At 68.8% G+C, this 21,005-nt stretch carries 10 protein-coding genes, 3 rRNA genes and 1 pseudogene; 9 read left to right on the plus strand and 5 right to left on the minus strand.

Annotation, left to right across the window (positions count from 1 at the left end):
• Positions 1 to 76 precede the first annotated feature (76 nt).
• The gene (locus HUV60_RS17840; RefSeq protein ID WP_257850323.1) at positions 77 to 1,501 is read right to left on the minus strand and encodes an MFS transporter; all 1,425 of its coding nucleotides are present in this window, start codon (positions 1,499 to 1,501) and stop codon (positions 77 to 79) included.
• Between the two features lie 716 nt (positions 1,502 to 2,217).
• On the opposite strand from HUV60_RS17840, the gene HUV60_RS17845 reads away from it, so the two are divergent.
• Positions 2,218 to 4,344 carry an asparagine synthase-related protein gene (locus HUV60_RS17845; RefSeq protein ID WP_257850322.1) on the plus strand — a complete coding sequence of 709 codons (2,127 nt, stop codon included), beginning with the start codon at positions 2,218 to 2,220 and terminating at the stop codon, positions 4,342 to 4,344.
• 384 nt (positions 4,345 to 4,728) lie between these two features.
• Here HUV60_RS17845 and HUV60_RS17850 read toward each other — a convergent pair.
• Together HUV60_RS17850 and HUV60_RS17855 are read right to left on the minus strand one after the other, a co-directional pair.
• Positions 4,729 to 6,647 (minus strand): annotated as a pseudogene (locus HUV60_RS17850) (sigma-70 family RNA polymerase sigma factor).
• Between the two features lie 198 nt (positions 6,648 to 6,845).
• Positions 6,846 to 7,595 (minus strand): TetR/AcrR family transcriptional regulator, encoded by a 750-nt coding sequence (locus HUV60_RS17855; RefSeq protein WP_257848268.1) that lies wholly within the window; start codon positions 7,593 to 7,595, stop codon positions 6,846 to 6,848.
• 375 nt (positions 7,596 to 7,970) lie between these two features.
• On the opposite strand from HUV60_RS17855, the gene HUV60_RS17860 reads away from it, so the two are divergent.
• Both HUV60_RS17860 and HUV60_RS17865 read left to right on the plus strand, forming a co-directional pair.
• On the plus strand, positions 7,971 to 9,365 hold the full coding sequence (locus HUV60_RS17860) for an NAD(P)/FAD-dependent oxidoreductase (RefSeq protein ID WP_257848269.1): 1,395 nt from the start codon (positions 7,971 to 7,973) through the stop codon (positions 9,363 to 9,365).
• A gap of 175 nt (positions 9,366 to 9,540) precedes the next feature.
• Positions 9,541 to 11,190, plus strand: coding sequence for an ATP-binding SpoIIE family protein phosphatase (locus HUV60_RS17865; protein WP_257848270.1), 1,650 nt, complete (start codon positions 9,541 to 9,543; stop codon positions 11,188 to 11,190).
• A 30-nt stretch (positions 11,191 to 11,220) separates the two neighbouring features.
• On the opposite strand, the gene HUV60_RS17870 is transcribed toward HUV60_RS17865, so the two are convergent.
• Complete coding sequence (locus tag HUV60_RS17870; RefSeq protein WP_257850137.1) at positions 11,221 to 12,498, minus strand: MFS transporter; 1,278 nt, start codon at positions 12,496 to 12,498, stop codon at positions 11,221 to 11,223.
• A 136-nt stretch (positions 12,499 to 12,634) separates the two neighbouring features.
• Between HUV60_RS17870 and HUV60_RS17875 the strand changes: the two genes are divergently transcribed.
• The 5 genes from HUV60_RS17875 (at position 12,635) to HUV60_RS17895 (ending at position 19,373) form a co-directional block, all read left to right on the plus strand.
• Positions 12,635 to 13,183: a MarR family winged helix-turn-helix transcriptional regulator gene (locus HUV60_RS17875; RefSeq protein ID WP_257848271.1), complete on the plus strand. Its 549-nt coding sequence runs from the start codon at positions 12,635 to 12,637 to the stop codon at positions 13,181 to 13,183.
• Between the two features lie 688 nt (positions 13,184 to 13,871).
• Positions 13,872 to 15,399 (plus strand): 16S ribosomal RNA (locus tag HUV60_RS17880).
• A gap of 306 nt (positions 15,400 to 15,705) precedes the next feature.
• Positions 15,706 to 18,826 (plus strand): 23S ribosomal RNA (locus HUV60_RS17885).
• Positions 18,827 to 18,923: 97 nt separating this feature from the next.
• A 5S ribosomal RNA gene (rrf, locus tag HUV60_RS17890) occupies positions 18,924 to 19,040 on the plus strand.
• Together the 16S, 23S and 5S rRNA genes form the textbook arrangement of a ribosomal RNA operon.
• Positions 19,041 to 19,247: 207 nt before the next feature.
• Entirely contained in the window at positions 19,248 to 19,373 is a 126-nt protein-coding gene (locus tag HUV60_RS17895; protein WP_443047332.1) for a hypothetical protein, read from the plus strand.
• 43 nt (positions 19,374 to 19,416) lie between these two features.
• Here HUV60_RS17895 and HUV60_RS17900 read toward each other — a convergent pair whose 3' ends face one another.
• A complete protein-coding gene (locus HUV60_RS17900; RefSeq protein WP_331462003.1) occupies positions 19,417 to 20,283 on the minus strand; it encodes an oxidoreductase in 867 nt (288 codons plus the stop codon).
• 101 nt (positions 20,284 to 20,384) lie between these two features.
• On the opposite strand from HUV60_RS17900, the gene HUV60_RS17905 reads away from it, so the two are divergent.
• Entirely contained in the window at positions 20,385 to 21,002 is a 618-nt protein-coding gene (locus tag HUV60_RS17905) for a TetR/AcrR family transcriptional regulator (RefSeq protein WP_257848273.1), read from the plus strand.
• Positions 21,003 to 21,005: the final 3 nt, after the last annotated feature.

Consider the following 21,005-nt stretch of genomic DNA (forward strand, 5'->3'; position numbering starts at 1 on the left):
CAACGCCCGTAAACCCCACAGCGGCAAGGGTCTGCCGCGGGCTGCCGACACGGGGCGGTCGGGGTGGCGGCCGGGGTCAGGCGGGAGTCATCAGCAGCGGCCGGGCGCGCTCGCGCAGTTCGACCACGCGGGGTTCGTCGCCGTAGGGCTCCAGGCGGTGCAGGAGGTCCCTGACGTACTCCGTGGTGCGCGCGGACGAGATGCGGCCGGCCACCTCCACCGCGCGCACACCCTGCTCACAGGCGGCGTCCAGGTTGCCCGACTCCAATTCGGCGACCGCCGAGACGACGAGCCGCAGCCCGTGCGAGCGGACGAACTCCTCCGTCGGCCGCGACAGCGCCTGCTCGGTGAAGCGGCGGACCTGGCGGGGCGCCTTCAGGTCGCGGTAGCACTCTGCGGCGTCGGCGGCGAAGCGGTCGTAGGAGTAGAAGCCCAGCCAGACCGGGTCGCTGTCGCCGGGGCGGGAACGTTCCAGCCAGCCCTCGGCCGCCTTCAGGGCCGCGCCGGCCGCCGGGGCGTCGCCCGCGCGTGCGTGCGCGCGTGCCTCCACGAGCCGGAAGAAGCTCATGGTGCGGGCCGTGGCCAGGCCGCGGTTGCGCTCCAGCGCGGCCTGGGCGAGGTCGACGCCCTCGTCCCCGAAGCCGCGATAGGTGGCCTGGAGGGACATGGAGGCCAGGACGTATCCCCCCAGCGGGACGTCGGCCGCCGCGCGGGCCAGGCGCAGGGCCTGGATGTAGTAGCGCTGTGCGGCCTCCTGCTGGCCGGTGTCGAAGGCCATCCAGCCGGCCAGCCGGGTGAGTTCGGCCGAGGCGCCGAACAGCGAACGGCCCACGTCGTCCGCGTACGAGCCGAGCAGCAGGGGTGCGGCCTCCACCCGCAGGCACTCGGGGACCATCGACGAACGCCAGTCGCCGCCGCCGTACTTGGAGTCCCAGCGGCGCGCGTCCTCGGCGGCCTCACGCAGCTTGCGCACATCGCTGTGGCCGACTCTGACCGGTGCGCCGGAGCCCTCCGTGGGGCTCGCCTCGCGCGCGACCGAACTGTCGGCCGGGGTTATCAGCCAGCGCGAGGCAGGCGTTGCGTATGCGCTCACCGCGAACGATCCGGCGAGCGACTGCCAGATGCCGCCGGATCCCGCGCGGCGGCCGGCCAGGTCCAGCCGGTACAACTCGGTGGCGGACTTCACCGCCTGTGCGACGTCCCGGGGGAAGGCCAGGCCGACTTCGGGCGCGGGATCCGCGTCCGCCAGGCCTATCTCGTGGAGCGGCACCGGGCGGCCGAGCTTCTGGCCGATGGCGGCGGCGATCAGGTGCGGTGCCGCACCCTGCGGCACCATGCCCTTCGACACCCAGCGCGCCACCGACGTCTTGTCGTAGCGCAGGGTCAGCCCGCGTTGCGCGCCAAGGTCGTTGACGCGCCGGGCGAGGCCCGCGTTGGAGATACCCGCGAGGGCGAGGACGGTGCCGAGCTTTTCGTTCGGCCCGCGTAGCTCCCTGGACATGCGCCACCCCTCGCCACAGACGGCTGCCGCCCTGGCATAACCGCGCGGCATTCGTAAACCCAGCGTAGTTCGCCGCATCCCAAGCGTTAAGGGGCATTCTTCCGGATGGCGGGATTGTGGTCCGTACTGAAGTACGGGTCCGATACGCGTAGTTGCGGCATGCTCCCGGCGTGTGGCCGTGCGCCCGTGCGTGCGCTCTACTCCGGCCATCGCGGGAGCGGTTCCATGGTCCGTGCGTGGGTCGGCCCGCTGTACTGGATCCAGCGGGCTGGGGGACACCGCCGCCTTCATCCCCGCGGGCGGCGGAACGGTCCGGGAGGCGCACTCCGTCTCCCGGACCGCGCGACCGCCGGGCGGTGCGCAGAGCCTGTACGGAGCGTGTTCGAGGTTGCTCTCACATCTCCGAATTGGCTGAAAATCGATCCCGCTGTTCCGGGTCTTTCAGCGTGTCCGCCATGGAATTTGAGGGCGCGTTAGGAGTTCTTGGGGCGCACTGGGGGCGCATTCGCGTCGCGGCGGTGCCGGCGGGTGCGTGTTCGCAGGCGAACGATCTCCTTGCCTCGGGCGGGTGTTCGGAAGGGGAGAGAAGTATCCGCCGGGGCGCATCCGACGGAGTGCATGCGGTACCGGCACCCCTCCTGGGCGCCTCCGTCGTGGCAGCATGGGTGAACCGGTGCGTACGGTGCACCGGTTGTCCACAGCCTGTGGAGGCGTCGATGCGGTGGTTGGTGGGATGGAGCAGCGCCACCGCGGGCGCCCCGGCGTTCGGCTCCGACGGCGAGACGCTGCAACCGGTGGGTTCCCACCCGCTGTGGGGCGACCCCGATCCGCTGTGGGCGGTCGGTGACTGGCGCCCCGACGAGGTGCGGGTGGTGACCGGCGACGCCGACACCCGGATCGCCGTCCTCGGCACCTGCGGCGCCACCGACGAACAGTTGCGCGTCGCCCTGTTCGCCGCGCGCGGCGGCGCGCTGCGCCACCTGACCGCCTGGCCGGGCAGCTACACCGCCGTCGTGCAGGTGGGCCGCAGGGTCACCGTCTGCGGCGACCTCGCGGGCGCCCGGCCGGTGTTCCACACCCCCTGGGAGGGCGGCACCGCGTACGCGACCGCCGCGCTGCCGCTCGCCGACCTCGTCGAGGCCAACCTCGACTTCGGCCACCTCGCCGCGCTCCTGGCCACCCCCGATGTGCCGGCCGCGCTCCACGACTCCACCCCGTACGACGGCGTGAAGCGTGTTCCGCCGGGGCACGCGCTGATCCTGCGAGCCGGGGCGCGCGAGATCGCCGGGTACGAGCCCGTCGTCTCGCTCGCCGTCGCCGCGCCGACCGCCGACCCGGACCGCGCGGTGGACGCCGTCCGGGACGCGCTGATCGAGGCCGTCCGCACCCGGCTCGCCGCGCCCCGGCACGTCCCAGGCGCCGACATCGATCCCGGCCCCGTGCCGGGCATGGGCCCCGCCGAACGGCGCGCGGCGCGCGGAATGCCGGTGCCCGGGATCGGGGCCGACCTCTCCGGCGGGCCCGCCTCCGGGACGCTGGCGCTGCTCGCCGCCGGGCTGCCGGGCATGCCGGGGACCGTGCTGGGGCACGGCACGGGCGCGGGGGAACGGCTGCTCGCCGTGACCTTCAACGATCTCGCGGGGGGCTCCGGCGGCGCGAGTGGCGGTACGGGAAGCGGTTCGGCCGGCGGACCCCACGGCGGGCGGGAGGACGAGATGGCGCGCGCCGGGGCGCTGGCCGCCAACCCCCGGCTGCACCACGTGGTCGTCCCCGGCGGTGAGGACACCCTGCCGTACGCCGGCCTCGACGGGCCGCTCACGGACGAGCCGGCCCCCTCCCTGGTCACCGCCGCCCGGCATCGGGCACGGCTGGCCGCGGGCAGTGCCGACCACTTCACGGGGTACGGGGCCCGGCAGGTGCTCGACGCGCATCCCGCGCGCCTCGCCGACCTCCTCATGGACCGCAAGCGGCGCCATCTCGTGCGGCCCGTCGCCGCGCTGGCGAAGGCCGACGGGTCCGTGATGGTGCCCGCGCGCGTGTACGCCGCGGCCCGGCGCCTGGCCCGTACGCCGTACCGCACGGGGCTCGAGACCCTCGCGGATCAGCTGCTGCGCCACCAGTTGGACGACGGGGTCCCCTGGGGTGCGGCGGGCGCCTCGCTGGCCCTGCTGACCTGGGGAAGACCCGGGCCGGCGGCGCGCTGGCTGACCGGCGAGGCGCTCGCTGAAGTATCGGTTCGCCTCCAGGCGTCCACCCGCCGGTCCGACGTGGGGCCGGGGCAGCGGCCCGGCGACTTCCGCGCGCGCGCGGCACTGGCCCGGCACGCGGCCGGTGTACGGGTACTGGAGCAGGCCGCGGAGATCCGCTTCCAGCGGCTGCACACACCGTTCCTCGACAACCAGGTCGTCCGCGCGTGCCGGGCGCTGCCCGAGGCGCTGCGGGTGAAGCCGGGGGCGCGGGCCTCCGTCCTGCGGACCGTGCTCGAAGGCGCGGGCGTACGGGACCTGCCCGCCGGGTGGGGGGCGCCGACCCAGGCGAACACCGCCGCCGCGACGCGGATCGGGTTGCGGGTCGCCGCGGACACCCTGATGACGTTGTTCGACACGCCGCTGCTCGCGGAGGCGGGGCTGGTCGAGGCCCGCGTGGTGCGCAAGGCGCTGCGGGCCGCCGCCGAGGGGGAACCGCTGCCGCTGGACGGGCTCGCGGATCTGGTCGCGCTGGAGCTCTGGCTGCGGCGGCTGCTGGCGCGCCGGGGGACCTGCTGGACGGGGACGCCCGGGCGGCAGCGGGCGGTACCCGGGGGGATCGCACCGGAACGGGGGGCGTTGGCGCGCGGGGCTTGAACGGGGGCCTGGGCCTGCGGCGCGGGTGCCTGCGTCGCCTGGACAGGTCTGGTTCGGGTGCGGTCGTGGAGTCGTGCCGGCCGGTGGGGCGTATGCCTGCGGTGCCTCTGCGGCTTCGGTGGGGGCGCGTGTGGCGCCTGCGGTGCGTTGTGGGCCGGCGCCGGGGCGGGGTGCCCGTCCTCGGTCCGGCGCGGAATCGGGTGACTGCGCGGGCACCGGAGTCGACGCGCCGGTCGCTGCGGGCGGACACCCCACTCCGTCGCGCTCCCGCCGTGGGCGGCTGATGTCTGCCCACCGGCCGGTGGGACCGCACGCCGCGCGCAGTGGTGAGGCCGGTGGGCCACTGGGCCTGGCAGCCGTACGCGGCTGAACCGGCCGTTGGACCTACGTGCAGGTGAAGCGGGACTGGACCCAGTCGGCCAGGACCAGGCTGTCGAAGTGGCTGTGGGGTTCCACCACCAGGCGTACGGTCTTGCGGCCCGTCAGGTCCACGTGGACCGGGACCGCCGGGTCGCCGCCCTTGATCCGGCCGGAGTTCCACAGGGGGACGCCGTCCGCGTGGACGGAGAAGGTGACCTTGCCCAGCCTCATCGTCAGGTCGTCCACACCGACCATCGCGTCGTAGGCGCTGCACGGGCGGTTCAGGTCGATGGTGACGGAGGAGCGGCCGTGGACCGTCACGCCGGGGGAGTAGCTCCGGCGGGCGACGGACAGGGTCGACCTCTGCCAGACCCAGCCGCTCTCGCCGATGCGCATTTCGGGGGCGTCGCCGTCGCCGCTGACGTCGTAGGTGAGCTCGCTCCATTGGTGGACTGCCGGCACGGGTGGGGGCACGGGCGGGGGCGGAGTCGGCGTGGGGGCGGCGTGGGTGTTGGCGTGGGTGTTGGCGTGGGTTTCGGGAGCGGCGTGGATGTGGGGGGCGAGGGCGGCTTGGAGGCCGGGGCCGGGGCCTGTGCGGATTTCAGGGCGGTAGTCGGTGCGGGCGGTGCGGGCGGTGCGGGCGGCGCGGAGGCCGGAGCGGGGAGTGGTGGTGCCGGTTCCGGGGCCTTCGTCCGGGGTGACGGGGCTTCCTCGCGGACCACGGACGACGAGGCGGGCGGGGCGGCCTTCGGCTCCTCGGGAAGCTTCTCGTCGCCCGAGAGGGCGAAGGCGATGGCCGCCGCCGTCGCGACCACGACCACGCCGGCCGCCAGGCCCGCCTTCACCGGTGCGGTCAGGCCTTCCGAGGCCGCCCCGCCCGAGCCACCGGTACCGGAGGCCGCCCCGCCCGCCGCTCCGGCTGCGGCCGTTCCTCCGGCGAGGAGACCGGCCACCTTGGCGTATCCGGCGGCGCCGAACCAGCCGATGACGGCGACGGGCACCAGGGCAGGGATGCCGCCGGCGACTTCCTGGACCTGGACGGCCGCCAGCCGGCACCGCGCGCATTCGTCCAGGTGCCGCCGCAGTCCCCGTTCGGCACGGGTGCGCAGCCGTCCGCGCGCGTACGCGCCGAGCTGGTCGGCGTAGCGGGCGCACTCCTCGTCCTCGGTGAGGGTGGCGCTGACGTGCGCCTGGAGGTACGCCTGCTTCAGGCCCTCGCGCGCGCGACTGGCCAGGACGCGGGTGCCGTTGGCGTCCAGGCCGAAGAGCGTGGCGACCGTGCTCGGCGACTCGTCCTCGACCTCGGTGTGCCACAGCACCGCCTGCCAGCGTTCCGGCAGCGACCTGAACGCCTGCATGGCCAAGGACTGTTCAGCCTCGTGCATCGTCCTTACGTCGGCGCCCAGTTCCAGGGTGCCGGCGTCGGAGGCGGTCGGCAGGCTCGCGGCCTGGGCGGCGAAGGCCGCGAAGTCGTCGACCAGTTGCTCGCGCTTCGCCGACTGCGTCCAGGATGCCGCCACCCGTCGTACGGAGGTGAGCAGGTACGCGCGTACGGCGTGCTCGGGGCCCGAGCCGCCGCGCACCGCCTGGAGCACGCCGGCGAAGACCTCGGCGGTCAGGTCGTCCGCGGTGTGGGCGTCCCGGCAGCAGGTACGGGCGTACCGGCGCACCGCGTCCGCGTGACGTCGGTACAGCTCCTCGTACGCCGAGTCGTCCCCCGCGCGGAGCCGGGCGACGAGGTCGGCGTCGGACGGCGGCAGTTCGCGCGGGGGCAGTGGGACGCCCTCCTCACGCCGGTCGCGCTGGGCGGGGACAACGGCGTCCGGGGCGTCCCTGCCGTCGGGGGGCACGCTCGCGCGCCATTCCTGTCCCGGTACCTGCGGTGGGCTCTGTTCCCCGGGGGCGTCGTCGCCGTACGACTCGTCCCGCCCGTCAACGCTCATCGCGGAAGCCCCCGCCACCTGCACCATCAGTCCTGACCACAGGTCATAATGTCATACTGGCTTTTGGTCAGAACGGCCCAGGACGCCCCCTCTACCTGTCCGAGGGGTTTCTGTCGCACAGGAGTGTGGACAGTCACCTGTTCGGAAGAAGGGCGGGGCCCGTCCGGTGCGGACGGGCCCCGCCGGCCGCGCGCACCCTCACGCCGGGCGCGAGCGCAGGCCCTCCAACAGGATGTCCAGCAGCCGGGCCGAGGCCGCCGCCTGCTGGGCAGGGTCCGGCAGCGAGGGCGCGGCGGTGGCGATCACCAGGAGCACGTCCGACACCGACACGTCCGGACGCAGCGCGCCCGCCCCACGGGCCCGCTCCACGAGCCGGCCGACGACATCGAGAAGCTGCGCCGCACCTGCGTCGTCCTCCCCGGCGGAGGCCGGTCCCTCCTCGGGAACCAGCCGCAGCTCGGCGCCGGCCGGCTGCGACCGCTGCTGCGGCACGCGCGCGTGGTCGTGCTCGTCCGCCACGCCCACCCGCAGCACCTGCGGCGGCAGCAGCCGCCCGGCGCCCGAGGCGACCGACGTGCGAAGGAAGCGGGACAGCGCCGACCACGGCTCGTCCTCCTGACCGAGCGCCGTCCGCGCCTGGTCGGTCAGCCGGGAGGTCTCCTCCTCGGCTATCCGCCGCACCAGGACCTCCTTGCTCGGGAAGCGCCGGTACACCGTGCCCACACCGACGCGGGCCCGGCGCGCCACGTCCTCCATCGGCGCGCCGTAACCCAGCTCGCCGAAGACCTCGCGTGCCGCACGCAGCACGTGCTCCAGATTGCGCTGCGCGTCCACGCGCAGCGGTGTCGTGCGCGGTCCTCCCCCGCGTCCGTGGCCCGGCGACGCGCTCAGCGCGGTGCCGGGCGCCACGGTGGACGCGGACGGCCAATGAGAATCCTGAACATGCATACGTATTCCCCCGGTGATGACGTCTCCCCCCGGAGACTCCCCGCCACAGATGGCCGGGGCTCGAGGAACATGCCCGGTGGCCGGATCCGCCTGTCGCGGACCCGAATGAGCGCATCCCCCTACACCCCGTCGACGTACGAACATAGTTGAGAGGGGGTCAATTCAGAAGGGGTAGGTTCCGCACGGAGCGCCCCCCGATCGGAGTACGGGGCACATTGATCCCGTATGTACCCCGGGGCAAGCACCGGAGAAGCACAGCTGACCTGCGCACACGCCGTCCGTGCGGGCGATCGGGGCCGCTCGGCGCGCTCACGGCCTCCAGTCACACAATTCGTCGGGGCTGTGGACAAACGCGAGCGGCGGGTGCGTCATGGGATGGTGAAGGAACGTGCGCGCATTCTCGTTGTCGGCGGCGGTTACGTCGGGATGTACACGGCCCTGCGCCTGCAGCGGAAGCTGAAACGGGAGATCGCCCGGGGCGCGGCCGAGATCACCGTCGTCACCCCCGATCCGTACATGACGTACCAGCCGTTCCTCCCCGAGGCCGCCGCCGGTGCCATCTCTCCTCGCCACGTCGTCGTACCGCTGCGTCGTGTCCTGGACCGGTGCCACATCCTCATCGGCGAGGCCTCCGCCATCGACCACGCCGCACGCGTCGCCACCGTCACCACCCTCGCCGACGACGAGGCGGGCAGCAGCGGCGGGAAGGGCGGCGGCCGCGCGGTGGTGTACGACGAACTCGTCCTCGCGCCCGGCTCCGTCTCGCGCACCCTGCCGGTCCCCGGTCTCGCCGACCACGCCATCGGCTTCAAGACCCTCGAGGAGGCCATCGGGCTGCGCAACCACGTCCTCGAACAGATGGACATCGCCTCTTCCACCCGCGACCCCGCGATCCGCGACGCCGCCCTCACCTTCGTCTTCGTCGGCGGCGGCTACGCGGGCGTCGAGGCGCTCGGCGAGCTGGAGGACATGGCCCGCTACGCCACGCGGTACTACCACAACCTCCGCCCCGAGGACATGAAGTGGATCCTCGTCGAGGCTTCGGACCGCATCCTGCCCGAGGTCGGCGAGGACATGGGCCGCTACACGGTCAGCGAACTGCGCCGCCGCAACATCGACGTACGCCTGGAAACCCGCCTGGAGTCCTGCGCCGACCGCGTCGCCGTGCTCAGTGACGGCGCCCGCTTCCCCACCCGCACCGTCGTGTGGACCGCCGGCGTCAAACCGCATCCCCTCCTCGCTGCCACCGACCTGGCGCGCGACGAACGCGGACGGTTGCGGTGCACCGGCGAACTCGCCGTCGAGGGCGCCCCGCACGCGTGGGCCGCGGGCGACGCCGCCGCCGTCCCCGACGCCACCGCAGGGGAACCCGGCCGGGAATGCGCCCCCAACGCCCAGCACGCGCTGCGCCAGGCGAAGGTCCTCGCCGACAACATCGCGCACTCCCTGCGCGGCGAACCCCTTCGGACGTACGCCCACTCGTACGCCGGGTCGGTCGCCTCCCTGGGGCTGCACAAGGGCGTAGCCCACGTCTACGGGCGCAAGATCAAGGGCTACCCCGCCTGGCTCATGCACCGCACCTACCACCTGAGCCGCGTCCCGACCTTCAACCGCAAGGCACGCGTGGCCGCCGAATGGACCCTCGCCGGGCTCTTCAAACGGGAGATCGTCTCCCTGGGTTCACTCGAACACCCGCGGGCCGAGTTCGAACTCGCGGCCGGTGGAAAGCCTTCTCAGGACCCCCCGGACAACCCGAAGGGGTCGTCCTGAGCGCACCCAGGAACTCCACGGACCGGCCCGACGTCTGACGGATGTCGGCCCGGTCGGCAGCCTGCCAGACTGGTCCACCACCGAGGGCGGGCTCCTGCCTGTTCGCGGTGCGGCCCAGGGGCCCCCGGCCGGTCCCGTTTCCCGGCCGCCGACAACTAACACGAGGCAAGGATTCGTGAACTTCACCCGCTGGAGCGCCCGGCTCCCCGGAACGCAGCGCCGCGCCGCAGAGCGCAGCGAGCACGCGGTCTCTCCGGACCGGCGGGGAGAGGGCTCCGTGCCCACGGCCCGCGCCGAACAACTCATCGAGGATTCACGGCCCGTGCCCGCCGTCGACGACCTCAGGGTGCGCGAGGTCCTCGACCACGTCCCCTCCCTCGTCGCCCTGGTGCACGGTCCGGACCACCGCATCGCCTACGTCAACGACGCCTATACGGCCCGCTTCGGCACCCGCCCGGTCGGCACCCCCGCGCGGGGAGCGCTCCCGGAGCTCGACGAACTCGGCCTGCTGCCCCTCCTCGACCAGGTCCTGCGCAGCGGAAAGTCCCGCACGGTCAAGTCCCGCAAGGCCCCCGACGGCCGCTCCTACACCTTCACCTGCACCCCGGTCACCCAGGGTGACGGCAGTGGTGTGCTGGTTTTCGCCACCGACGTCACCGACCACGCCGAGGCCGCCGAACGTCTGCGCGCGAGCGAGCGCCGCCAGCGCGAGACCGCCGTCACCCTCCAGCGCTCCCTGCTCCCGCAGGAGCTCGAGGAACCCGACGACCTGCGGATCGCCGCCACCTACCACCCCGGCGGCACCGAGGCCGCCGTCGGCGGCGACTGGTACGACGTGATCACCCTCGGCGGCGGGCGCACCGCCCTGGTCATCGGCGACGTCATGGGCCGGGGCGTGCGCGCGGCGGCCGTCATGGGCCAGCTCCGTACGGCGGTGCGCGCCTACGCCCGCCTCGACCTGCCCCCGCACGAGATCCTCCAACTGCTCGACGGCCTCGCCATGGAGATCGACGCCAACCAGATCGCCACCTGCGCGTACGCCATCCACGACCCCAACGAGGGCACCCTCGTCTACGCCTCCGCCGGCCACCTGCCCATCCTGGTCCGCGACGAGCACGGCACCGTCCAGCGCGCCGACGAGCCCACCGGCCCCCCGCTCGGCACCGGCGGCTGGATGCACTCCTCCGGCTCGATCCCCCTGGCCCCCGGCTCCACCGCCGTCCTCTACACGGACGGCCTGGTGGAGCGCCGCAACGAGGACCTCGACGAGGGCATCGCCGCCCTGGAGAGCGCCCTGGCCGGCGCGACCGGCACCCCTCAGGTGATCTGCGACCGCCTGGTCCGCTCGGCGGGCGTGACCCCGGAGCACGACGACGACGTCGCCGTACTGGTGCTCCAGCACCCCGCCCGCGAGGGACCGGAGAGCGAGCTGTTCCACAACGCCGCCCTGGACCTGCTGGGCGGTGTCGAAGCGGCTCCACGCGCGCGTGCCTTCGCCTCCGGCGTGCTCACCAGCTGGCGCTTCCCCACCGACCTGCACGATCTGGGCGTCCTGGCCACCAGCGAACTGGTCGCCAACTCCCTCCAGCACGGCATCCCGCCCATGCGGCTGCGGCTGCGCCGCACCGACCGCCGGCTGATCGTCGAGGTCACTGACGGCGACGACCACCTGCCGAGTCGCCGCCGCGCGGAACCCGTCGACGAGTCCGGCCGGGGCATCGCCATCGTCGCGACGATCGCCTCCAACTGGGGAAGCCGGCGTACCCCGGGCGGCGGCAAGTCCGTCTGGTGCGAGTTCGCCCTGCCGAAACCGGTCGCCCGGTAGCGAGCGGAACGCTGTGCGGGGTCGTTGCTCTCAGGCGTGCGCCGGGGACTGGCCCGCCGGTGCGGTACCGCCCTGGGCGACGACCAGGCTCCGCGCCGTCGACGGCCGGTCCTGCACCTCCGTGAGCTGTCGGCCCAGCCGCAGCGCGAGCACGGTGATCGCCAGCGAGAACAGCACGAAGACCACGATGTACGGCCCGTGCAGCGAGGCTCCCATCGGCCCGCCCACCGCCGGCCCGAGGGCCAGCGCGAGCTGCTTCACCAGGGCGAACGCCGAGTTGTACTGCCCCGCCAGTCCTTCCGGCGCGAGATCCGCGACCAGTGGCGCGAGCGTCGGCGACAGCATCGACTCACCGAGCCCGAACAGGGCGTACGTCGAGACGAAGGCGGCGGTCGCCATCGCCTGGCTGCCGTTCCCGAGGCCCGCGTACCCGGCCACGGCCCACGCCACGGCCCAGAGCAGCCCCACCGACGCGATCACGCGCGTGCGGCTGCGGCGCTCCACGAACCGCAGCACCACGAACTGTGCGAGCACGATGGCCAGCGTGTTCGCCGCCAGCGCCGTCCCCAGCGTCGACGTCGAGATGCCGGCCGCCTCGACCCCGTACGCGCTCAGCCCCGACTCGAACTGCCCGTAGCAGGCGAAGAACAGTACGAAGCCCAGCACACACAGCTGCACCATGGCGCGGTTGCCCCTCAACTGTCTCCAACTGCCCCTGGCCGACGGAGCCGGTGCGCCCTCGACATGCGGCGAACGCGGCATCCGCACCGTCGCCATCACCACGACCAGCAGCAGGAACATCGCCGCCTCGATCGAGAACAGCACGGTGAAGGAGGAGGCTCTGCTCGTGTCGACGAGGTGTCCTCCGATGAGACCGCCGACCCCGAGCCCGAGGTTCTGCAGGAAGAACTGCATGGCGAACGCACGCGACCGGGTCTGAGCCGTGGAGCAGTCCACGATCATCGTCGCCAGTGCCGGCTGCATCACGGCCTGCCCGGCCCCGAGCGCCGCCGCCGACACCAGCACGCTCGACGCGCCGCTCGACAGGCCCAGGCTCAGCGCCCCGGCGGCGGCCGTGACCAGGGCGACGCGCAGCACCGGCAGCGGACCCCGCCGGACGATGGCACGCCCGGCGAACGGCAGCACGATCAGCGCCGCCACCGCGAACACGGCGAGCACGAGCCCCGCGGTCATGGCCCCGAGCCCTCGTACCTGCGCCACATAGACGTACAGGTAGGGGACGGTGAAGCCGAGCCCGAACGCACTGAGTGCGTTGCCCACGTGGATCCGGCGCATCGCAGCGCCCATCGCCCTGGTCACGTTCACCTCTTTCGGAAGTTAGGAGTGAAGACTTAAAGACTAAAGTTCGAAGGTGAAGAGTACACGTCGAACAACTTCAATGCGAAGGGCTTCGAGGTGAAGAGTGGCGTGCCATACTGCGGCCATGGGCGAGACCTCCGGCCTCAACGAGCCGACACTCGAAGAGCAGATCGCCGCGTACCAGCGCGAGTTCCAGGACCTCGACCCCCAGGTCGAGAAGATCGTCAACGCGCTGTCCCGGCTGAACCGCCGCATGAACGTCGCCTACGGCCGCCAGATCGCCGAGCTCGGCATCACCAATGCCGACTGGGAGGTCCTCAAGGTCCTCGTCCTGGCCGGCGCCCCGTACCGCATGGGTCCCAGTGATCTCGCCAAGCGCCTCGGACTCACGCCGGCCGCCATGACCCACCGGATCGACCGCATGGTGGCGGAGGGACTCGTCAACCGGGAACGGGACGAGACGAACCGCGTGCGGGTCATCGTCGAGGCGACATCCGCCGGCCGCGAGAAGTGGCTCGAGGTGATGCGCATGGCGGCGGGTTTCGAGGAGGACCTGCTCCAGGACCTCTCCTCGGAGGAGCGGATCGCCCTGGGTGAGGTGCTCACCCGCCTTCTGCGCAGGGTGGAGGACGCCCAGCCCGACGCCGGCGGGCGCCTCACCGATCTGGACTGACGGCCGCGGGCCACGAACGGCCGAAAAGATCTTGACAGAGGTCGCTTGACTTCCCTTTCCCCGATCCGTAGAGTTCTTCGAGTTGCCATCGGGACGTAACGGTTCTTCGGCGGCGCTTCCGCCGCGAAAGCGGCACTCAAAACCCCGGCACGACCTCTCCAGCGGACGACTATCGGCATGTCCGAATTCAATTCGCACGGGACGTCGCTGCTCGAATCGGATCCGAACAGCTCCGATTTGAGAAGCGGCGAGCAGGTCCGCTAAGGTTTGAGACGTCGGAACGGCCCAAGGGCCGGAAAGGCGAACCCCGCTGACCGGGGGTCAGGTCGAAGAAAAAGATCTGATAGAGTCGGATCCGCCGGAAAGGGGAACGCGAAAGCGGGAGCCTGGAAAGCGGAAGGCCCGAGGAAATCGGATCGGAAAGATCTGGTAGAGTCGGGGACGCAGGACCGAAGGGAAGCGCCCGGAGGAAAGCCCGAGAGGGTGAGTACGAAGGAAGCGTCCGTTCCTTGAGAACTCAACAGCGTGCCAAAAATCAACGCCAGATATGTTGATACCCCGTCCTCGGCCGTTCGGCCGGGACGAGGTTCCTTTGAAGAAAACACAGCGAGGACGCTGTGAACGGTCGGGCCTGTTCCGCTCGACTGTTCCGCTCTCGTGATGTGTCCTTCCCGGTTACGGGAGAGCATTCACGGAGAGTTTGATCCTGGCTCAGGACGAACGCTGGCGGCGTGCTTAACACATGCAAGTCGAACGATGAACCACTTCGGTGGGGATTAGTGGCGAACGGGTGAGTAACACGTGGGCAATCTGCCCTTCACTCTGGGACAAGCCCTGGAAACGGGGTCTAATACCGGATAACACTTCCACTCGCATGGGTGGGGGTTAAAAGCTCCGGCGGTGAGGGATGAGCCCGCGGCCTATCAGCTTGTTGGTGAGGTAATGGCTCACCAAGGCGACGACGGGTAGCCGGCCTGAGAGGGCGACCGGCCACACTGGGACTGAGACACGGCCCAGACTCCTACGGGAGGCAGCAGTGGGGAATATTGCACAATGGGCGAAAGCCTGATGCAGCGACGCCGCGTGAGGGATGACGGCCTTCGGGTTGTAAACCTCTTTCAGCAGGGAAGAAGCGAAAGTGACGGTACCTGCAGAAGAAGCGCCGGCTAACTACGTGCCAGCAGCCGCGGTAATACGTAGGGCGCGAGCGTTGTCCGGAATTATTGGGCGTAAAGAGCTCGTAGGCGGCTTGTCGCGTCGATTGTGAAAGCCCGGGGCTTAACCCCGGGTCTGCAGTCGATACGGGCAGGCTAGAGTGTGGTAGGGGAGATCGGAATTCCTGGTGTAGCGGTGAAATGCGCAGATATCAGGAGGAACACCGGTGGCGAAGGCGGATCTCTGGGCCATTACTGACGCTGAGGAGCGAAAGCGTGGGGAGCGAACAGGATTAGATACCCTGGTAGTCCACGCCGTAAACGGTGGGAACTAGGTGTTGGCGACATTCCACGTCGTCGGTGCCGCAGCTAACGCATTAAGTTCCCCGCCTGGGGAGTACGGCCGCAAGGCTAAAACTCAAAGGAATTGACGGGGGCCCGCACAAGCAGCGGAGCATGTGGCTTAATTCGACGCAACGCGAAGAACCTTACCAAGGCTTGACATACACCGGAAAGCATTAGAGATAGTGCCCCCCTTGTGGTCGGTGTACAGGTGGTGCATGGCTGTCGTCAGCTCGTGTCGTGAGATGTTGGGTTAAGTCCCGCAACGAGCGCAACCCTTGTTCTGTGTTGCCAGCATGCCCTTCGGGGTGATGGGGACTCACAGGAGACCGCCGGGGTCAACTCGGAGGAAGGTGGGGACGACGTCAAGTCATCATGCCCCTTATGTCTTGGGCTGCACACGTGCTACAATGGCCGGTACAATGAGCTGCGATGCCGTGAGGTGGAGCGAATCTCAAAAAGCCGGTCTCAGTTCGGATTGGGGTCTGCAACTCGACCCCATGAAGTCGGAGTTGCTAGTAATCGCAGATCAGCATTGCTGCGGTGAATACGTTCCCGGGCCTTGTACACACCGCCCGTCACGTCACGAAAGTCGGTAACACCCGAAGCCGGTGGCCCAACCCCCTTGTGGGGAGGGAGCTGTCGAAGGTGGGACTGGCGATTGGGACGAAGTCGTAACAAGGTAGCCGTACCGGAAGGTGCGGCTGGATCACCTCCTTTCTAAGGAGCACTTCCAGGCTGCCGGGCTTGCCCGGTGGTCCAGGGGCCAGTACACCGGCGCGTGTCCGGTGCTGGTTGCTCATGGGTGGAACGTTGATTAGTCGGTGCTCTTGGTTGTTTTCTTCTTCCAGTACTGCCCGCAGGGGTGTGGAACGTCGGGGGAGCGGCAGAGGGTGCCGGGCACGCTGTTGGGTGTCTGAGGGAATGATCCCTCTGGATGCCGGCCCCAGTGAACTCCGGTTGTTGCCGGGGGTGGTGGGTGGTTGGTCGTTGTTTGAGAACTGCACAGTGGACGCGAGCATCTGTGGCCAAGTTTTTAAGGGCGCACGGTGGATGCCTTGGCACCAGGAACCGATGAAGGACGTGGGAGGCCACGATAGGCCCCGGGGAGTCGTCAACCAGGCTTTGATCCGGGGGTGTCCGAATGGGGAAACCCGGCAGTCGTCATGGGCTGTCACCCATACCTGAACACATAGGGTATGTGGAGGGAACGCGGGGAAGTGAAACATCTCAGTACCCGCAGGAAGAGAAAACAACCGTGATTCCGGGAGTAGTGGCGAGCGAAACCGGATGAGGCTAAACCGTATGTGTGTGAGACCCGGCAGGGGTTGCGCATGCGGGGTTGTGGGATCTCTCTTCTGTTGTCTGCCGGCAACAGGGCGAGTCAGAAACCGTTGATGTAGGCGAAGGACATGCGAAAGGTCCGGCGTAGAGGGTAAGACCCCGTAGTCGAAACGTCAGCGGCTCGTTGGAGAGACACCCAAGTAGCACGGGGCCCGAGAAATCCCGTGTGAATCTGGCGGGACCACCCGCTAAGCCTAAATATTCCCTGGTGACCGATAGCGGATAGTACCGTGAGGGAATGGTGAAAAGTACCGCGGGAGCGGAGTGAAATAGTACCTGAAACCGTGTGCCTACAAGCCGTGGGAGCGTCGCGTCGAGTGCGTGCACTCGGCGTCGTGACTGCGTGCCTTTTGAAGAATGAGCCTGCGAGTTTGCGGTGTGTTGCGAGGTTAACCCGGGTGGGGAAGCCGTAGCGAAAGCGAGTCCGAACAGGGCGTTTCAGTAGCATGCTCAAGACCCGAAGCGGAGTGATCTAGCCATGGGCAGGTTGAAGCGGAGGTAAGACTTCGTGGAGGACCGAACCCACCAGGGTTGAAAACCTGGGGGATGACCTGTGGTTAGGGGTGAAAGGCCAATCAAACTCCGTGATAGCTGGTTCTCCCGAAATGCATTTAGGTGCAGCGTCGTGTGTTTCTTGCCGGAGGTAGAGCACTGGATAGGCGATGGGCCCTACCGGGTTACTGACCTTAGCCAAACTCCGAATGCCGGTAAGTGAGAGCGCGGCAGTGAGACTGTGGGGGATAAGCTCCATGGTCGAGAGGGAAACAGCCCAGAGCATCGACTAAGGCCCCCAAGCGTACGCTAAGTGGGAAAGGATGTGGAGTCGCACAGACAACCAGGAGGTTGGCTTAGAAGCAGCCATCCTTGAAAGAGTGCGTAATAGCTCACTGGTCTAGTGATTCCGCGCCGACAATGTAGCGGGGCTCAAGCGTACCGCCGAAGTCGTGTCATTGCGATATGTGCCCCCAACGGGGATCGTGATGGGTAGGGGAGCGTCGTGTGCCGGGTGAAGCAGCCGCGGAAGCGAGTTGTGGACGGTTCACGAGTGAGAATGCAGGCATGAGTAGCGATACACACGTGAGAAACGTGTGCGCCGATTGACTAAGGGTTCCTGGGTCAAGCTGATCTGCCCAGGGTAAGTCGGGACCTAAGGCGAGGCCGACAGGCGTAGTCGATGGATAACCGGTTGATATTCCGGTACCCGCTGTGAAGCGTCAAACATCGAGCATCGTGATGCTAAGGCCGTGAAGCCGTTCCGGACCCTTCGGGGAAGGGAAAGTGGTGGAGCCGCCGGTCCAAGCGGTCAGTAGGTGAGTGATGGGGTGACGCAGGAAGGTAGTCCAGCCCGGGCGGTGGTTGTCCCGGGGTAAGGGTGTAGGCCGTGCGGTAGGTAAATCCGTCGCACACGGGGCTGAGACCTGATGCCGAGCCGATTGTGGTGAAGTGGATGATCCTATGCTGTCGAGAAAAGCCTCTAGCGAGTTTTATGGCGGCCCGTACCCTAAACCGACTCAGGTGGTCAGGTAGAGAATACCGAGGCGTTCGGGTGAACTATGGTTAAGGAACTCGGCAAAATGCCCCCGTAACTTCGGGAGAAGGGGGGCCATGTCCGGTGATGGGGTTTTCCCTCTGAGCTGGGTGTGGCCGCAGAGACCAGCGAGAAGCGACTGTTTACTAAAAACACAGGTCCGTGCGAAGCCGTAAGGCGATGTATACGGACTGACGCCTGCCCGGTGCTGGAACGTTAAGGGGACCGGTTAGTCATTCTTCGGGGTGGCGAAGCTGAGAACTTAAGCGCCAGTAAACGGCGGTGGTAACTATAACCATCCTAAGGTAGCGAAATTCCTTGTCGGGTAAGTTCCGACCTGCACGAATGGCGTAACGACTTCTCGACTGTCTCAACCATAGGCCCGGTGAAATTGCACTACGAGTAAAGATGCTCGTTTCGCGCAGCAGGACGGAAAGACCCCGGGACCTTTACTACAGTTTGATATTGGTGTTCGGTTCGGCTTGTGTAGGATAGCTGGGAGACTGTGAAGCTGTCACGCCAGTGGTGGTGGAGTCGTCGTTGAAATACCAGTCTGGTCGTGCTGGATGTCTAACCTGGGTCCGTGATCCGGATCAGGGACAGTGTCTGATGGGTAGTTTAACTGGGGCGGTTGCCTCCTAAAGAGTAACGGAGGCGCCCAAAGGTTCCCTCAGCCTGGTTGGTAATCAGGTGTTGAGTGTAAGTGCACAAGGGAGCTTGACTGTGAGACCGACGGGTCGAGCAGGGACGAAAGTCGGGACTAGTGATCCGGCGGTGGCTTGTGGAAGCGCCGTCGCTCAACGGATAAAAGGTACCCCGGGGATAACAGGCTGATCTTCCCCAAGAGTCCATATCGACGGGATGGTTTGGCACCTCGATGTCGGCTCGTCGCATCCTGGGGCTGGAGTCGGTCCCAAGGGTTGGGCTGTTCGCCCATTAAAGCGGTACGCGAGCTGGGTTTAGAACGTCGTGAGACAGTTCGGTCCCTATCCGCTGTGCGCGTAGGAGTCTTGAGAAGGGCTGTCCCTAGTACGAGAGGACCGGGACGGACGAACCTCTGGTGTGCCAGTTGTCCTGCCAAGGGCATGGCTGGTTGGCTACGTTCGGGAGGGATAACCGCTGAAAGCATCTAAGCGGGAAGCCTGCTTCGAGATGAGGACTCCCACCTCCTGGAGAGGGTAAGGCTCCCAGTAGACGACTGGGTTGATAGGCCGGATATGGAAGCACGGCAACGTGTGGAGTTGACCGGTACTAATAGGCCGAGGGCTTGTCCTCAGTTGCTCGCGTCCACTGTGTTGGTTCTGAAACCACGAACGACCCCGTCGTCACCGGTATGCGGTGGTGGGCGGTGCGGTTGTCTGTTTCATAGTGTTTCGGTGGTCATAGCGTGGGGGAAACGCCCGGTTACATTCCGAACCCGGAAGCTAAGCCCTACCGCGCCGATGGTACTGCAGGGGGGACCCTGTGGGAGAGTAGGACGCCGCCGAACAATCTTTGACGGGAAGCCCCGTGCCCTTCGGCACGGGGCTTCCCGCGTTTAGGGTCGGTTTTATGACGGCTCCACCAGCTTGACGTCGTACGCCGGGGTCACTGCCTGGATGCAGTCCCTCGAGCCCGTTTCCTCGTCGAGGTCGAACGTCGTGAGGACGCGGGTGCGGTCGACGGTGGCGTGGGGGCGGAGCGGGTGCGGCTCATCGTGCCCCCCGACAACGGGCGCGCTCTCGGCTTCTACCGAAAGGCGGGATTCACCGAGAGCGGGGCGACCGTGCCGTTGGAGGGGAAGCCGGACGAGCGCGAGATCGAGATGGTCGTCGGGCGCTGAGCGGCACCGGCCCTGGTGCCGAGACGGCCACCGTCGGCACGGATCAGTCGGCCCGGAGAGCGGAGCGGGGGAAGACGACTCCCGTCAGGTCTTCGGAAACCTTCCACAGGCGGCGGGCCACCTCGGCGTCCTGCGCCTTCGCCGAGCGGCCGACCAGTTCCGGGGCGCCGCGGCCCTCCATGAAGCCGCTCGGCCCCGCGTAGCTGTTGCCAGGGACGTCCGCGACGGCTGCGTAGAGGGTGGGGAGGGCGCCGGCGTCCTCGCTCTGTGTGAGGAGGCCCGCCACCGCGGTCTTCACGCGGTGGCGGACACGTCCCCGGCCGTCGTACCTCAGCAGGTTGGTGGCCGCCAGACCCGGGTGCGCGGCGGTGGCGATCACGGGGGAGCCGGCCTCGGTGAGCCGGCGCTGGAGTTCCGAGGTGAACAGCAGGTTGGCGAGTTTGGACTGCGCGTACGCGGACATCGCCCGGTACGGCCTGTGCTCCCAGTTGAGGTCGTCGAAGTCGATCGAGCCCATCTTGTGGCCGTTGGACGAGAGAGTGACGACCCGCTCCCGGATCTGTGGCAGGAGGAGGTTCGTGAGCGCGAAGTGCCCCAGGTGGTTGGTGCCGAACTGCAGCTCGAAGCCGTCGGCCGTGCGGGAGAACGGCGGGATCATCACGCCCGCGTTGTTGATCAGTACGTCGACGGGGTCGGTGAAGTCCTCGGCGAACGCGCGGACCGAGGAGAGGTCGGCGAGGTCGAGCCGGCGGACCTCGGTGTGGCCGGACACCCCGGCGGCTGCCTCACGCCCTTTTCCGGCGTCGCGTACGGCGAACACGACGCGCGCCCCCTTGGCGGCGAGGACGCGGGCGGCGACGCGGCCGATCCCGCTGTTCGCGCCGGTGACGACGATCGTGCGGCCCGTCATGGACGGAATGTCCGCGGTGGAAAACGCTGATGTTGCCATGAGCTACAAAGTAGACTCCGACAACAAAGTAGTCAATGGATACACGCTGTTAGGGTGGGGCCATGCCAGACGCGATCGCGGACGCCACCGAAGAGAGGCCCTACCATCACGGCAACCTCCGGGCCGCCCTGCTCGACGCGGCCGCGCGCGGCCTGCGGGAGCGTGGCGCGGACCAGCTGTCGCTGCGCGACCTGGCCCGGGAAGTCGGCGTCAGCCACGCCGCGCCGCGCCGGCACTTCCCGGACCGCCAGGCACTGCTCGACGCGCTCGCCGAGGACGGGTTCGCCCGGCTGGACACGGTGCTGCGCGCCGCGCCGGCGGGCCCGGACGAGGACTTCCCCTCGCGCGTACGGGCCGCCATGACGGCCTACACCCGCTTCGCCACCGAGAACGCGGCGCTCCTCGAGCTGATGTACACCAGCAAGCACCGGCCGGGTGCGGAGCGGATCTTCAAGGCGGCGGAGGCGCCGTTCGGGCTCATGAACGCCCTGATCGTCCAGGGCCAGGAGCAGGGGGCGCTCCAGGCGGGCGAACCCGAGCGGATCGGGATCGTCCTGTTCGCGACCCTCCAGGGCATCGCTTCGATCACCAACGGCAACATCGTCCGGCCGGAACTGCTCGACGGGCTGGTGGAGACCGCCGTCGAGCAGTTCCTGCGCGGTGCCCGCCCGCTTGCGTGAGGC

It is taken from the genome of Streptomyces sp. KMM 9044 (assembly GCF_024701375.2).
Lineage (GTDB): Bacteria > Actinomycetota > Actinomycetes > Streptomycetales > Streptomycetaceae > Streptomyces.

Excerpts from the sequence above, each read along its gene's own strand:
- HUV60_RS17840 (WP_257850323.1), bottom strand. The coding sequence starts at position 1,501 with ATGTCCAGGGAGCTACGCGGGCCGAACGAAAAGCTCGGCACCGTCCTC.
- HUV60_RS17845 (WP_257850322.1), top strand. The coding sequence starts at position 2,218 with ATGCGGTGGTTGGTGGGATGGAGCAGCGCCACCGCGGGCGCCCCGGCG.
- HUV60_RS17855 (WP_257848268.1), bottom strand. The coding sequence starts at position 7,595 with ATGCATGTTCAGGATTCTCATTGGCCGTCCGCGTCCACCGTGGCGCCC.
- HUV60_RS17860 (WP_257848269.1), top strand. The coding sequence starts at position 7,971 with ATGGTGAAGGAACGTGCGCGCATTCTCGTTGTCGGCGGCGGTTACGTC.
- HUV60_RS17870 (WP_257850137.1), bottom strand. The coding sequence starts at position 12,498 with ATGGGCGCTGCGATGCGCCGGATCCACGTGGGCAACGCACTCAGTGCG.
- HUV60_RS17875 (WP_257848271.1), top strand. The coding sequence starts at position 12,635 with ATGGGCGAGACCTCCGGCCTCAACGAGCCGACACTCGAAGAGCAGATC.
- HUV60_RS17900 (WP_331462003.1), bottom strand. The coding sequence starts at position 20,283 with ATGACGGGCCGCACGATCGTCGTCACCGGCGCGAACAGCGGGATCGGC.
- HUV60_RS17905 (WP_257848273.1), top strand. The coding sequence starts at position 20,385 with ATGCCAGACGCGATCGCGGACGCCACCGAAGAGAGGCCCTACCATCAC.